The organism is Streptomyces sp. NBC_00669 (genome assembly GCF_036226785.1).
GTDB lineage: Bacteria > Actinomycetota > Actinomycetes > Streptomycetales > Streptomycetaceae > Actinacidiphila.
On the sequence record NZ_CP109018.1, the window covers coordinates 6,554,649 to 6,569,073 of the forward strand.

The 14,425-nt window shown below is 75.3% G+C and carries 8 protein-coding genes; 4 read left to right on the forward strand and 4 right to left on the reverse strand.

The window, feature by feature from the left end; genetic code table 11:
- Window positions 1-37: 37 nt before the first annotated feature.
- Genes OG896_RS27685 through OG896_RS27695 form a run of 3 tightly spaced genes read right to left on the reverse strand, consistent with a single transcriptional unit; the run spans window position 38 to window position 7,541 of the window.
- On the reverse strand, window positions 38-1,300 hold the full coding sequence (locus OG896_RS27685) for an ATP-binding protein (protein ID WP_443057162.1): 1,263 nt from the start codon (window positions 1,298-1,300) through the stop codon (window positions 38-40).
- Entirely contained in the window at window positions 1,297-6,645 is a 5,349-nt protein-coding gene (locus OG896_RS27690; protein WP_329369656.1) for a hypothetical protein, read from the reverse strand. The genes OG896_RS27685 and OG896_RS27690 overlap by 4 nt, the downstream gene beginning before the upstream one ends.
- Window positions 6,642-7,541: a DUF4132 domain-containing protein gene (locus OG896_RS27695; RefSeq protein ID WP_329369659.1), complete on the reverse strand. Its 900-nt coding sequence runs from the start codon at window positions 7,539-7,541 to the stop codon at window positions 6,642-6,644. Before OG896_RS27695 ends, OG896_RS27690 begins: the two co-directional genes overlap by 4 nt.
- A 149-nt stretch (window positions 7,542-7,690) precedes the next feature.
- Here OG896_RS27695 and OG896_RS27700 point away from each other — a divergent pair, with 149 nt between their 5' ends.
- The 4 genes from OG896_RS27700 (at window position 7,691) to OG896_RS27715 (ending at window position 12,387) form a co-directional block, all read left to right on the forward strand.
- On the forward strand, window positions 7,691-8,527 hold the full coding sequence (locus OG896_RS27700; protein ID WP_329369661.1) for a sirohydrochlorin chelatase: 837 nt from the start codon (window positions 7,691-7,693) through the stop codon (window positions 8,525-8,527).
- A 200-nt stretch (window positions 8,528-8,727) separates the two neighbouring features.
- Complete coding sequence (locus OG896_RS27705) at window positions 8,728-10,017, forward strand: deoxyguanosinetriphosphate triphosphohydrolase (RefSeq protein WP_329369663.1); 1,290 nt, start codon at window positions 8,728-8,730, stop codon at window positions 10,015-10,017.
- A 619-nt stretch (window positions 10,018-10,636) separates the two neighbouring features.
- Window positions 10,637-11,899: an NAD(P)/FAD-dependent oxidoreductase gene (locus OG896_RS27710; protein WP_329369665.1), complete on the forward strand. Its 1,263-nt coding sequence runs from the start codon at window positions 10,637-10,639 to the stop codon at window positions 11,897-11,899.
- 47 nt (window positions 11,900-11,946) lie between these two features.
- Window positions 11,947-12,387: a GNAT family N-acetyltransferase gene (locus OG896_RS27715; RefSeq protein WP_328463767.1), complete on the forward strand. Its 441-nt coding sequence runs from the start codon at window positions 11,947-11,949 to the stop codon at window positions 12,385-12,387.
- 73 nt (window positions 12,388-12,460) lie between these two features.
- On the opposite strand, the gene OG896_RS27720 is transcribed toward OG896_RS27715, so the two are convergent.
- Window positions 12,461-14,419: a glycoside hydrolase family 9 protein gene (locus OG896_RS27720; protein WP_329369667.1), complete on the reverse strand. Its 1,959-nt coding sequence runs from the start codon at window positions 14,417-14,419 to the stop codon at window positions 12,461-12,463.
- Window positions 14,420-14,425 lie beyond the last annotated feature (6 nt).

Genomic DNA, 14,425 nt, shown 5'->3' on the forward strand with positions numbered 1-14,425 from the left:
CCCCGCCGCAGCCCCGTTCGCGCCCCCCTCCGCCGCCTCAGCCGAGCGCATCGCGCAGCTCCCACAGCGTCCGCCACAGCGGCGCGCCCTGCTCCGCGCGGCGCCGTACCGGACCGTCCCAGTAGCCGAGCAGCCGGGCGTGGTCGGCCGGGTCGTCCTTGCGTACGGTGCCGAGCAGGTGCCCGGGCAGGGTGCGCAACGGGTCCCGGCCGTCGGGGAGATAGGCCGCGGCCAGGCCCATCGAGGTGGCGACGTGGACCGCTTCCGCGGTGCTCATCACCGTGGAGGGCCGCTCCACCTCCCAGCCTTCGGCGCTCTGGCCGCCGCGCAGGTCGCGGAAGGCGGTGACCAGTGCCTCCAGCACCGCCTGGTCGACGGCGAACTCGGCGCCGCCGCGGGCCAGCGCGGCCGTGGCCTGGGCGCGGACGAGCGCGGTCTCGGTGTCGAGGTCGTCGATCGGGCCGACCGTCTCGAAGTTGAACCGGCGCTTGAGGGCCGCGGACATCTCCGAGACGCCGCGGTCGCGGAGGTTGGCGGTGGCGATCACCGTGAAGCCGGGCACCGCGTGGACCGTGCCGTCCGTGCCGTCGCCGCTGTCTGCCAACTCGGGTACGGCCATGCGCCGTTCGGACAGGATCGACACGAGCGCGTCCTGCACCTCCGGCAGGCAGCGGGTGATCTCCTCGATCCGGGCCACCGCGCCGCGCGTCATCGCGGTGAGCACGGGGGAGGGCACGAGGGCCGCGCGGCTGGGGCCGTTGGCGAGCAGCGACGCGTAGTTCCAGCCGTAGCGGACCTGGTCCTCGGTGGTGCCCGCGGTGCCCTGGACGGTCAGCCCGCTGGTGCCGCACACGGCGGCGGCCAGCAGCTCCGACAGCATCGACTTGGCGGTGCCGGGCTCGCCGACCAGCAGCAGGCCCCGCTCCCCGGCGAGCGTCACCACGCACCGCTCCACCAGCGCCCGGTCGCCGACGAACTTCCATGCCACCACCAGCTCGTGGGGCCCATTGCCCGCCGGGGCGCCCTCAACTCCGTTGCCGGCGGCAGCGCGCAGCGGTTCGCCGCCCGAGCCGCAGACGAAGACGACCACCGCCCTCGGGGTCAGCCGCCAGCCGGGCGGGCGCGGTCCGCGGTCCCAGCCGGCCAGGAACGCCAGCTCCGCGGCGTACCGGTCCTCGGCCAACTCGATCTGCCGCCGGGCAGGTTGAGCGCTCACCACGCCACCGTCACCTTCGCTGTCTCCTTCACCCGCACCGTCGAACCCACCGGCCCCGGCGCGCTTCGTCCCGCGCTCGCTCATCGCCGTCCCCGTCCGGTTCGCCGCTGGGCGAACTTCTCGAACGCGGGCGGGTCGCCGTCCAGCACCCGCTGCCATGCCCGCCGGAACAGTTCGGGCACCGGGAGTTCCGGTATCGGCTGCGCGGCAAGGTCCAACTGCCCGGCGGGGAGCAGTTCCTGCTTCCACGACTCCAGCGGCAGTGCCGGCGCCGCGAGGTCGAGCCAGCCGCCGGGCAGGAAGAGGGAGCGACCGGACCGGGGCCGTTTCGCCTCCACCACCAGGTCGGTCGCGGCCAGTTCGGCCCTGGCCTGCTTCGCCCGGGCCGGCTTCCACCCGGTCCAGGCCGTGACGTTGCGGTCCGTCGGGTCGGGCAGCGCCAGCAGCATCAGGTACAGCGCGGCCGCGTCCTGGGACAGGCCGAGCCGCTGCGCGGCACGCGCGGTCAACTCCGGCACGCTGTGCGCCGGATACTGCGCGGCGCCCGCCGGCCCGTCGGCGGCCACCGCGGCCGCCAGCCCCTCGCCGAGCACATCCCGCAGCGCCTGCACGTACGGGCCGCCGATTCCGGCGAAGCCGGACAGCAGCACGAGCGCCGGGTGGTCGGGGCCGCCCTCGGCGGAGGCGCCGGGCAGCACGGCCGCGGGCCGCAGCCACACCTCTTCGTGGGTCCTTCCGCGCAGCGGCGGCGCGAGGACGATCGCCGGTCCGACCCGGACCAGGCCGTCCGGTCCTTCGCCGCCGGTCGTCGGCAGGCCGTACGCCTCGCGCAACGCCACCGCGACCGGCTTGCCGGTGCCGCTCCAGGAGATGTTCAGGTCCAGCAGCAGTTCCTCGTCGGCGAGCCGCGCGCGCAGCGCGGCCAGGGTGTCGCGCAGCGGCGGGCGCAACGGATCGCCGTACGGCAGCCGGTACGCCAGCCAGCGCAGCGCGCCGCTGTACTGCGGCAGGGTGGACCCGTACAGCATCGCCTCGGGACGGTCGGGCGCCAGCACGCGGTTCTCGTCGAGCCGCTGGCGGGTGCGGCCGTGCAGGGCGGTGGCGGCCTCGGAGTTGACCACCATCTCGGTCCACGCGCCGAAGTCGCCCTCCCGCTCGGCGCGTTCGACCAGCTCGATCGGCACCGGGCGCCGGTCGCCGTGGACGGACAGCCACGCGTCCGCGAGCGCGTCCGGGTCGAAACCGTCGAGCCACAGCCGGTCCACCGCGGCCGGATCGGCGGGCACGAGCGCCGCGAGGAAGCGGGTCCGGTACTCGGTCGGCATCCGGCGCAGCGCGTCACGCGCGGTGAGCGCGCGGGTCGGCCGCAGCCCGGCCAGGTCCAGCACCTCCGCGGGCGGCAGCCCCGACTTCCCGTAGCCGCCGAGCCCGGGCAGGCCGAGCAGCAGCAGAGCGGCCAACGACACGTCCACGCCGGTCCGTTCGGAGAACCGCTCGGCCGCCTCGGGGCGGTACGGCACTGGGCCGCGTTCGGCGACCCGCGCGATCAGGGCGGCCACCGCGGCCACCGCGGCCGACTCGGCCGCACCGTCCGAACCCGCCCGACCGTCCTGGCTGTTCGGCCCGCCCGGTCCGGCCGAGCCGGCGCGCGCGAGGTCCGCGGCGGACCCCAACACCCGGTCCTCGGTGAGCGAGAAGCCCTCCCACGGCCCGAACTTCCCGTCGGGCGCGAACTCGACCGCCTTCCAGCTCTGCCGCTCGTCGCCCTCGTCCTGCAAGAAGGAGAGGATCAGCAGCGACCGCTCGCCGCTGCGCCACACCTCCCCGACCCGCTCCGTGGCCTTCTTCCCGCTGACACTCAGCAGCCGCAGCCGGCCGCGCGGATCGGCGAGCAGCCCGCCCGACGCGCCCCCGCCCGACGCGCCCCCGCCCGTCCCCGCACCAACACCCGCACGAACACCCGCGCCCGCACCCGCGTCGAGCCCGAGCACCGTGTGCAGGAACTCCACCAGGGCGGTGCGCTGTTCGGCGGGCGTGCCCGGGGCGGCGGCGCGCGCCGCCGCCGCGATGACACCGGGACCGGCGAGCGTGAGCCAGTCGATGGTGCGGCGGACGTGGTAGCGGCCGGCGATGCCGAAGCGGACGTCCTTGGGGCCCGGGAGAGCCGGGCGGGCCGGCTGGGTGCCCGCCTCGATCGCGTGGAGGGTGCGGAGCGTGCTCATCGTGTCGAAGGTGTGCCGGTCGGAGTTCCCGAAGGGGTAGCCGCCGACCCGCACGGTGTCGATCAGCCCGCGCAGCGCCTCGTGGAGGATCGCGTCATGGGCGTGCGCGGCCTCGGCCGCCGGCTTCTCGGCACGGCGGCGGTTGCGGCGCTCGTGGAGCATCGCGATCCGCCGGGCCGCCGCGGCGGCGGTGCCGACGATCGAGGCGACGCCCTTGATCAGCAGCGGGTCGGTGATGCCCGGCAGCACCTTGCGTACGGCGGCGGGCACGTCGGCCTTCGCGTTCGGCACCGCGGCGAGCAGCGCGGCGGCCTGCTCGTCGGTGACCGCGCGCAGCACCGCGGAGCCCGCCTCGTCGCGGGGGCGCAGCGCGTGCCAGTACGACAGCGGCGGCACCAGGTCGGTGCCCTCCGCGTAGCGGTTGCCACGACCGCCGGCCTCCACGTCGCCCAGCTCGATGCCGTCCGCGTCGTACAGGTGGACCGTCTCGGACCAGCTGCTCTGGACGGCCGGGTGCAGTACGGCGCCGCCCGGCAGGCGCAGCGGCGGCAGGGGAGTGCCGCGCCCGGACGTCACCGGGCTGCGGCTGCCGTCCACCGAGCACGCGGTGTACGTGCCCGCCGCCTCGTCGTGCCGCACCCACCAGCCGAGCAGGCCGTCCTTGCTGCCGAACGGCGTCGCCTCCAGGCCGGGGGCGAGCGGAAGCAGGCGGGACGCGGGCTCGTCCACCCGCGTGCCGGCGCCGTCGCCGGCGAGGGCGCTGTCGAAGAAGGCCGGCAGGGAGGCGCGGCCGCGGACGGCCGCCGCCGGGTCGTACTCGTGCCAGCGGCCCTCGTGCAGCACCCAGTGCGAGATCCCGTCGCACGCGATCGGGCGGCGCTCGGCGAAGGAGGTGTCGCCGGGCAGCACCGGCCGGGAGCCGTAGCAGCGGCCACCGCCGGCCAGCGCGAGCGACGCCGGGCCGGCGCCGCGGTGCGGCGCGTCCAGGTGGCCGGCCGGTCGGAAGGTGTCGGCGGGCCGCCCGGACCAGGCCGCGCGCCGCTCGTCGCCGTAACCGGACGCGATCAGCCACTGGCCGTCGACCAGGCGCACGGTGGGCCGCAGCCAGGAGTACGGGTTCGGCGCGGGCAGGGTCAGGGTGCGCTCGTCCAGCACCGCGTCCGGCCCGACAGCGGCCACATGGGTGCCGGATATGACGATCAACGCGGGCCAGGCGTCGTCGAGTTGGAACGACTGGTCATTCTTGACCGCGCGCATCCGCCCCGCGACATAGGAGTCGAGGGCGGGCCAGCCCAACTCGTCGAGGACGCCCGCGCGCAGGGCACGGGCCAGGACGGGCGCCACGTCGAACGCGGTGAGCCGGTCCACGGCGCCGGGCGCGGTGGCCAGCACAGCGGGGTCGCCGAACGGGGCGAGGCGCGTCAACTGGCGGTCGAGACCGGGAAGTCCGAGCGGCCGGTCCAGGTCGTCGGCGCGGTCGGCGAGCCATCCGCCGACAGCCGCGCCCAGCACCGGGTGTTCGGCCAGCGTCAGCAGGCCCTCCGGCCCGTCGCTCCGGTTGGCGACCTGTTCGACGGAGGCACGCAGCAGCGGTGCGTACCTCGGGTCGGCGGCGACCGCGGCCAGGTCGCGGCGGCCGGGGTTGTCGTCGGCCAGCCAGCCGGCCAGGTTGATGGAGACGCCCTTGTGCGGGTCGGCGACCGGCACGCCCGCGGCCAGACACGCGTCCAGCAGGTCGGGGGCGATGTCGCGGTGGCCGCGCTCGGCGGTCAGCCGCACCGGCTCGCCGTCGCGGACCAGCCGCGGCGCGAACCGTTCCACCAACTCCAGCTCCGCCGGCATCCGTTCGTCCGTCCGGCGGTAGCCGCGCTGCCGGAACCGCGCCCACTGCCCGAACCACCACGCGGCGCCGGGCACGTCCTCGCGCGCGTCGCCGGCGGGTTCAGGGGCGGCGGTACCGGCAACGGATTCGGCACCGGCACCGGCGGTGCCGCCCTCGGCGAGCAGCGTGAACGCCCCGGATTTCTGCAGCAGTTCGAGCCACAGCGTGTCGATCGCGGCCCTGCCCTCGGAGGCGTTGCCGGCCTCGGCGGGGAACAGGCGCAGCAGCCGGACCCGGGCGGTGCGGCTGTCGCGGGCGGCGGTCAGCAGCGCGCCGCGGGCGGACTTCCAGAACGACAGCGCGGCGCGGCCGATCGCGCTGGTGCCGAGCAGTTCGCCGACGAGTGCGGCCTCCTCCGCGGGGGCGTCCCGCCCGGCGGCCCTGGCCAGCCGGCGCAGGTCCTCCATCAGCCCGGCGTGCGGCGGCAGTCCGGCGCCGGCCCGCTCCATGCACAGCAGCCGGAACTGGGTGAACGCGGCCTCGGGTGAGAGGCGTTCGGACAGTCCCCTGGCCTGCTCGCGCAGCGTCTTCCCGCTGAGCGCCCCGGCCGCGGCGAACTCCAGGAAGACCTCGCGCAGCCGCTCCTCGTCGATCGCCAGGGCGTGCCGCCGTTCGGCGTCGCGCGCCTTGCCGAAGTACATGGACGCGTACGTCGTCGACTCGGCGGCGAGGAAGATCCGCGCCACCTCCTCGTAGTACGTGGGCAGGAAGTGCGGCACCGAGCGGTCCAGCCGCTCGCCGATCTCGGAGAAGCCGTCCTTCGCGTGGCCGGGCTTGGTGGCGGCGAGCCGGGTCAGCCGCTCCATCTCCTTCACCACGGCGAGCGCGTGGCGGGAGTTGGCCGGGTCGTTCACCAGGGCCCAGGCCGGGAAGCCGAGGGACTGCCGCAGCACCCGGCCGACCGGGACCGCCGTGTCCGCCGTGTCCGCGGGTTCGGTCGTCGCGGGGGTGCCGGCGGCGTCCGTGCTCCCGGTGCTCTCCGCACTCTCGCCGGTCTCCGCGCTTTCAGGGGCCCGCGGGGCCCCGGCCGCGAACCCCGGTGCGAAGCCCAGGTATTCGAGCGACAGGTCCTCCGCCGTGCCCAGCGCCTCCGGCACGAGCCGCACGACCGTACGGCCGTCCAGGACGGGGTGCGCGTAAGCGCGGGCGACCAGCACGTCCGTCGCGTCGCCCGGCCGGTCGGACCCGGCGGCCGAACCGGCCCTCCCCGCAGCCGTGTTGGAGCGCGCGGCCGGCGCCGTACTCGACGCCGCACCAACCTCCTTGCCCGCCTGCCGATCGAGCGGCAGCACCGCCCCCGCGGCCAGCAGATCCCCGTCGTTCATCGCTTCCCCTCCACGCCCTCTTCGGTCTCCTCGGGCACGACCCGCCCCGCGTACAGCGCCGACGCCATCCGGTGCCCCTCCGACCACGCCACCGGGTCCACCTCGGACAGCCGCAGCCGGCCGCCCCCGCTGACGCGCCACTCCAACTCCCCGGTGACGGCCTCCGCTTCGGGGTAGTCCGAGCCGAGCCACAGCGCCGCCTCCACCGGCCGCCCGGCCGCCATGACCTGGCAGACCGCGTGGCCGCCGCGCACCCGGTAACCGAGCTGCGTGGCACGGGCGGTGGCATGTCGCAACTGGGCGAACCGGCCGCCCGCGTACGTGTCCAGGACCGTCGCCGCGCCGTCGGTCTCCGGTCCGCGCCGCCACACCTCGCGGAAGAGCTGGCCGACGCTCTGCCGTACCTCCAACTCGGCGGCGAACTCGCGGAGTTCGTCGAGGTCGGCGGGATCGGTGAGCAGCACCGGGTGCGGTATCAGCACGGCGGGTACGGTCAGCCGCACCGAGTCGCCGTCGAGGTCGACCACGCCGAGGCCGCGCTCGGGGTCGGCGTCCCGCAAGAAGCCGGCCCGGGCCAGGTCCGGGCCGCCGTCCTCGGCGAGCGGCGCCACCACCAGGTCCCGCAGCGCCGCCTGCCAGGCCGCGTCGGGCCAGACCCGGGCGATCAGGGCGGCCGGCACCGGCAGCGAGCGCACCAGCCAGGCGTCGGCCTGCGCCAGGCACTCCCGTTCGTGGCGTTCCAGCCACTCCGCGAGCTGCTGGAGCCGCACCACCTCGGGGTCCGTGCGCAACTTGCCCGGCACCTGCTTCAACGCCCGCCCCGCGGCGTTACGGCACACCACCCGCGCGCCGTCCAGCGTCACGGCATAGCCGCCCGCCGCCTCGATCCAGCCCATTCCCCGGTCCCCTCCAGCACGTTCGCTTGCGAGGTGGATCACAGTAGAAGGGGGCACCGACAATCGCGGGCCGGTTCCGGTTCGGGTTCCGGTTCCGACACCCGCGGTCGGAGCGGCCACCCGGGGCAAACCAGGGTGATCATGGAGGTATGGACGCGCACGCCGGTTCGCACCGCAGCCCGCACGGAGACGAGCGGACCGTCACCCGTCGGGGCCCGGCCCCGCCCGCCGCCCGTACGGCCACGATCCCGCCCGCCGCCGCGTCGCCCACCACCTCTCCGTCCACCGCCCTCACCCGCCGCCCACCCGCCCTGGTCGCCGTCGGCCACGGGAGCCGCGACCCGCGCGCCGCACGCGTGCTCGCCGACCTGGCCGCCCAGGTCCGTATCCTGCGTCCCGGGACCGAGGTGGAGGTCGGGTACGTCGAGTTGAACCGCCCCCTGGTGGGCGAGGTGCTGGCGGGACTGGCCGGAGAGGTCGTCGTCGTACCGCTGCTGCTCGGCCGCGGTCACCACGTCAAGCACGACCTGCCCTACGCCCTTGCCGCGGCCGCGCACCTGCGGGGAGCGGTCGCCGCGCCGCTCGGGCCGCACCCGCTGCTCGCCCGCGCCCTGCACGACCGGCTCGCGCAGGCCGGGTGGACCGCCAGCGGCCAGGCGGTGGTGCTGGCCGCCGCGGGCTCCCGCGACCCGGAGCCAGCCCGCGACACGGAACGTACGGCCGCGCTGCTCGCCGCCCGGCTCGGCGGCGTGCCGGTCGTCCCCGCCTACGCCTCCGCCGCGCGCCCCACCGTGCCGCAGGCCGTGGCCGAACTCGCCGGGCGCGGTCTGCGCGAGATCGCGGTCGCGTCCTGCTTCACCGCGCCCGGGCGGTTCGCCGCGCAGAGCGCGGCCGCGGCCCCCTGGATCGTCTCCGCACCGCTCGGCGCCCACCCGGCACTGGCCGAACTGGTGCTGCGCCGCTACGACGAGGCGTGCGCGGGCTGAGGGCCTGACGTCCGGCAGGGACCGGATCAGGGCGCGGCCGCCCACGGACCGGCCTGACCCCGCGCACCCGCCCCGGTCACCGCTGTCTCCCGCCGCTTCCCGCCGTTTTCCGACGCCTTCCCGCCCGTACGATCATCCGTCCGTAGGCGGGGGCGGCTCGCACCAGCCGCCGGTCGCTCCGGCCGGTTACCGTCGTCGGTATGGACGGAAACCAGCCGCGCGGCTACACCGAGGCCGACCTGGAGCGCTACGTACCCGAGCCGGACAAGCGGCCCGGGCGCACCGCCTTCCAGCGGGACCGGGCGAGGGTGCTGCACTCGGCGGCGCTGCGCCGGCTGGCCGGGAAGACCCAGGTCGTCGACCCGGAGGCGGGCGGCACCGCGGACACCGACACCAGCCCGCGCACCCGGCTGACCCACTCCCTGGAGTGCGCGCAGGTCGGCCGCGAACTGGGAGCCGCGCTCGGCTGCGACCCCGACCTGGTGGAGACCGCCTGCCTGGCGCACGACCTCGGCCACCCGCCCTTCGGGCACAACGGCGAGATGGTGCTCGCCGAGTTCGCCGCAGACTGCGGCGGCTTCGAGGGCAACGCGCAGAGCCTGCGGCTGCTGACCCGGATCGAGCCGAAGCGGTTCACCCGGGCGACCGACCCCGCGACCGGGGAGTCCGCACTCGTCAGCGTCGGCCTCAACCTCACCCGCGCCGCGCTCGACGCCGCCACCAAGTACCCGTGGCCGCGCGGCGGTCACCCCACCGACCCCGGTTCCCGCAAGTTCGGGGTCTACCCGGACGACCTGCCGGTCTTCGGGTGGCTGCGCCAGGGCGCGCCCGAGGGCCGTACCTGCTTCGAGGCTCAGGTCATGGACTGGGCCGACGACGTCGCGTACTCCGTGCACGACGTCGAGGACGGCCTCCAGGCCGGGCACATCGACCCCCGCGCGCTGTCGGCCGGCCCCGAACGGGCCGAGGTCTTCGACTGCGCGCGCGACCGCTACGTCCCGCGCGACACCTCGCCCGCGGAACTCGCGGAAGCCCTCGACCGCCTCCTCGCGCAGCCCTGGTGGCCGCACCACCACGACGACTCCGCGCTCGGCCAGGCCCGCCTCAAGGACGCGGCGTCCCAGCTCATCGGGCGGTTCTGCCTCGCCGCGGAATCCGCGACCAGGCGGCGGTACGGGACCGCGCCCCTCACCCGCTACGGTGCGGAACTCGTCGTACCGCGCGAGCAGCGGCTCGAATGCGCCGTCCTCAAGGCCGTCGCCGACCGCTACGTCATGCAGCGCGCGGCCCAGGCGCGGCGGCGCGCCGAGCAGCGCGTGGTGATCGGCGAGCTCGCGGAGACGCTGCTCGCCGGCGCTCCCGACGGGCTCGACCCGCAGTTCCGGGCGATCTTCGAGAGTGCGGGTGACCCTGCGGGGCGCCGGCGCGCGGTCGTCGATCAGATCGCGTCGCTCACGGATGCCGCCGCGACGAATCGTCTCCGACGGTAACGGGACCCTCCCCAGCGTCCGGTCCTGGCCGCCCCGGGACCACCTCCCGGTGGGGGGTTCTCGCGCAGTTCCCCGCGCCCCTTGTCGTGCTCGGCTCCTCCGCGAAACGAACCCCACTCCCCCCTCGCCCCCGATGTACCGCTCCCTCTGCCACCTCCCTTGCCGCGCCGGCCATCCGCCCCGTCTGCCCCTGCCGGCCGGTTGCCTTGCCGCCTGCCGGTGGTGTGCTGGTCGCGCAGTTCCCCGCGCCCCTGTGGGGGTGCCCCTCGCCTGCGGCGGACGGTCACGACGTCGTTCGGCCACCTCCCTTGCCGCGCCGGCCTCCCGCCCCGTCTGCCCCTGCCGGTGGCCTACTGGTCGCGCGGTTCCCCGCGCCCTTACGGCAAGGGGGACCGGCACTTTTCAGGGGTGGTCAGCCACAACAAGGGGCGCGGGGAACTGCGCGACAAGCCCACCACCGGGAGGTGGTCCCGGGGCCGACAGGACGAGGCACCCCGGGGGGTCAGGGGCACCGTGCAATGATCAACGGGTGGGACGGACCGGCGCGGCGCCCTTCCCGTCCGGGCCGCCGTGCGGGACGCTCAGCAGGGCAACGGACAACCCGCCGGGGAGGCACACTGTGGTCGACGCGCACCAGACCTTCGTGATCGTCGGAGCCGGCCTCGCCGGAGCGAAGGCCGCGGAGACGTTGCGTGCCGAGGGTTTCACCGGCCGGGTGATACTGATCGGCGACGAGCGCGACCACCCGTACGAACGCCCACCCCTCTCCAAGGGATTCCTGAACGGCAGCGCCGAACGGGACTCCGTCTTCGTGGAGCCGGCCGCCTGGTACGCGGAGCACGACGTCGAACTCCACCTCGGCCAGCCGGTGGTGAACCTCGACCGCGCCGCGCACACCGTCACCTTGGGCGACGGCACCGTCCTGCAGTACGACAAACTCCTGCTCGCGACGGGTGCGGAGCCGCGCCGGCTGGACATCCCGGGCACCGACCTGGCCGGCGTGCACCACCTGCGCCGCCTCGCCCACGCGGAGCGGCTGAAGCACGTGCTGACCAGCCTCGGCCGGGAGAACGGCCACCTGGTGATCGCCGGCGCCGGCTGGATCGGCCTGGAGGTGGCCGCCGCCGCCCGCGGCTACGGCGCCGAGGTCACCGTGGTGGAACCCGAGCCGACCGCGCTGCACGGCGTGCTCGGCCCCGAGATCGGCTCGGTCTTCACCGACCTGCACACCGAGCACGGGGTGCGCTTCCACTTCGGCAGCCGGCTCACCGAGATCACCGGCCAGGACGGCATGGTGCTGGCGGCCGTCACCGACGACGGCACCGAGCACCCCGCGCACGACGTGCTCGCCGCGATCGGCGCCGCCCCCCGCACCGCGCTCGCCGAGGCGGCCGGGCTCACCCTCGCCGACCGCGCCCAGGGCGGCGGCATCGCCGTGGACGCCTCCCTGCGCACCTCCGACCCCGACATCTTCGCGGCCGGCGACGTCGCCAACGCGGAGAACCCGCTGCTCGGGGGCCGGCTGCGGGTCGAGCACTGGGCGAACGCCCTCAACGGCGGCCCCGCCGCGGCCCGCGCCATGCTCGGGCAGCAGGTCAGCTACGACCGTGTGCCGTACTTCTTCTCCGACCAGTACGACCTCGGCATGGAGTTCTCCGGGAACGCCGCGCCCGGGTCGTACGACCAGGTGGTGTGCCGCGGCGACGTCGGCAAGCGGCAGTTCATCGCGTTCTGGCTGAGCGAGGGGCGGGTGCTCGCCGGGATGAACGTGAATGTGTGGGATGTCACCGAACCCATCCAGAACCTGATCCGCGACGGCCGCCCGGTCGACCCCGAGGCGCTGTCCGACCCCTCCGTGCCGCTAGCCTCGTTCCTGGACTGACCAGGAGGTTCCTGGACCGCCAGGAACGAACGCGGAGGAAGTACCGTATGCGCACCGCCGTCGTACCCGTCGAGGAGATCTTCGCGTTGCGCTGGGCGGTGCTGCGCACCGGCATGCCGCGCGAGGCCGCCGTCTATCCGGAGGACGCGCGCGCCGACACCTTCCACATAGCCGCCTACGACGACGCGGGCGCGATCCAGGCGTGCGTCACCTTCTTCCCCGACCCCCTGCCGGGCGAGGCCGCCCTCGCGTACCGCTTCCGCGGCATGGGCAGCTCCGTCGAGGCGCGGGGAGCCGGTTACGGTGCCGCGGCCCTGCGCGCGGGCCTGCGGGAGGCCGCCGCCCGGGGCGCGCAGGTCGTCTGGTGCAACGGCCGGACCTCCGCGAAGGGTTTCTACGAGCACTTCGGGTTCACCGCCACGGGTGCGGAGTTCCAGTTGGAGCCGAGCGGACCCCACTACGTCTTCGTGACCAAGGAACTGGGGTGACGCCCCTTCCGGGGCGCCCCCCGCGTGCCTGACGGGCCTGACCCGCCTGACGGACCTGACCCGCCTGACGTCCTCAACGTCCCCGGGCGGAGAGGGTGAACGCGAGGAGCCCGGAGGCGTCCATGTCCAGCGCGGGTTCTGAGCTCTGCCAGGAGCGCACGTCGTCCGCGTAGGTGCTGCCGTGCCCGGTGAAGGGGGCGAAGGGCTCGCCGCTGGGCGGGCAGGCCCGCATCCCGTCGAGGTAGTCGCCGAGGCCGCCCTCGAACTGGTCCGAGCCGTTGGGCCCGTTGACGATCGCGCCGACCTCCAGCGGCCGTTTGCCGTCCAAGCTGCCCGCCAGGTTGCCGAGTTGGCCGGCGGTGCACTGCGGGAAGGTGGTGCCCTCGCCGACGACGAAGGACGTGCCCCAGGCGTTCGCGCCCAGCACCCAGTCGAGTTGCCGGACGGCGAACCGGTCGAAGGTGTGGTCGCCGGTGGCGGCGGCGTACAGGCGCGCGGTGGCGGCCAGCCCCAGCGTGTGCGAGTCGGCGTCGAAGTCGTCGTAGACCGCGCCCGCGTGGAAGGGGTCGGCCTGCGCGCGGGCCTGGCCGGTGGCGAGTTGGGCCCTGACGTAGCCGGTGAGCTGCTGTGCGGTGGCGGCGAGGCCGGTGGTGTGTCCGGCGGTGTGCCCGGCCGCCTTGACCGCGCGGGCCAGGTCGAGATCGGCGAGCGCGCTCGTGTCGTACATGTTGAGCGTGTCCGTGTCGGCCTCGCTCTGGTGCCCCTTGGCCCACTTCGTGCCCTGCGCCAGCCAGCCGCCGGCCCGCGGGTCGTGCAATTGCTGTGCGGCCAGGGCGAGTTCGGCGCCGCCGAAGGCGAGGTCGTCCTGCCAGCTGGTCTCGGGGTAGTAGCCGGCCGGCACGGTGGTGACGAGGGCGCCCGGGTGGGTGTCGGCCAGGCCGTAGATCTGCGCGGCCGTCGCGAGGTAGCCGCGGGCCTTGGCGCGGTCGGTGTGCGCGTAACTCTGCGCGGCGAGCGCGAAGTCGGCGGCGAGCCGGCCGGCCTGGTTGGGGCTGATCTTCGAGCCGGGCGCGCCGGCCGCGAAGACCGGGCGGTTCTTCAGGAACGGGTGCGCGCTGTCGGTGTCGTCCAGCTCCGGCAGCCGCCACACGTCGTGGTCGCCGACGACGCTGCCGCTCTCCGTGCCCGAGCCGAGGCCGACCTGGATGTAGAGGGTCTTCGTGCTGCCGTCCCACATCTTGTCCAGCCAGTCCAGGCCGTACCGGGCCTCGGCGCCCAGCGGGGTGGCGGGTCCGGCGCCGCTGTCCCGGCCGGCGATCTCCAGCGCGGCGACCGCGTAGGAGGTGGTCTCGGTGAACTTCAGGTAGTCGCCCGCGTCGAACCAGCCGCCGGAGACGTCCACCGGTCCGCCGATCCTCTTCGGGGCGGCCTTGATCGTGTCGCTCTCGTCGGGGTCGGTGAAGGCCGGCCAGGCGTAGACGGAGGCGTGCGTGTCGTTGAGGTGCGCGGGCTTGCGGTCGAGCTGCCCGGGGATGGTGCCGGCGCCGTCGCGCTGGGCCTGGAAGAACGCGGCGGTGTCGGTGGCGGGCTTGCCGAAGACGGACTTCGGGGTGCCGATGGTGAAGACGGGCGAGCTGCCGGTGGCGCCGCCGCCGACCACCAGGTGGTAACGGCCCGGGGTGCGGACCGCGTCGAAGTCGATGGCGTACACCGCCTGGTAGGCGGCGTTCCACTTGCCCAGGCTCGGGCCGGTCCGGCCCGCCGCGACCGTACGGCCGCCGGTGCCCACCAGCCGCCAGCGCGCGCCCTTCACCGGGGACCCGGCGAGCAGGAACGCCTCCTTGGCGCCGGTCGCCGCGTAGCCGACCTGGTTCACCCGGACCAGGTCGTGCGGGGCGGCCGCGGCGTCGGCGGTGGAACCGGTCAGCGACAGCGCGGCCAGCAGCCCCGCCGCGGTCAGACCGCTCGCGGCGGCCGTCGTGATCCTGCGCAACCCCGCCCGACGGGCGGTCCCCACTCTGACCGAGGGCATACGGCG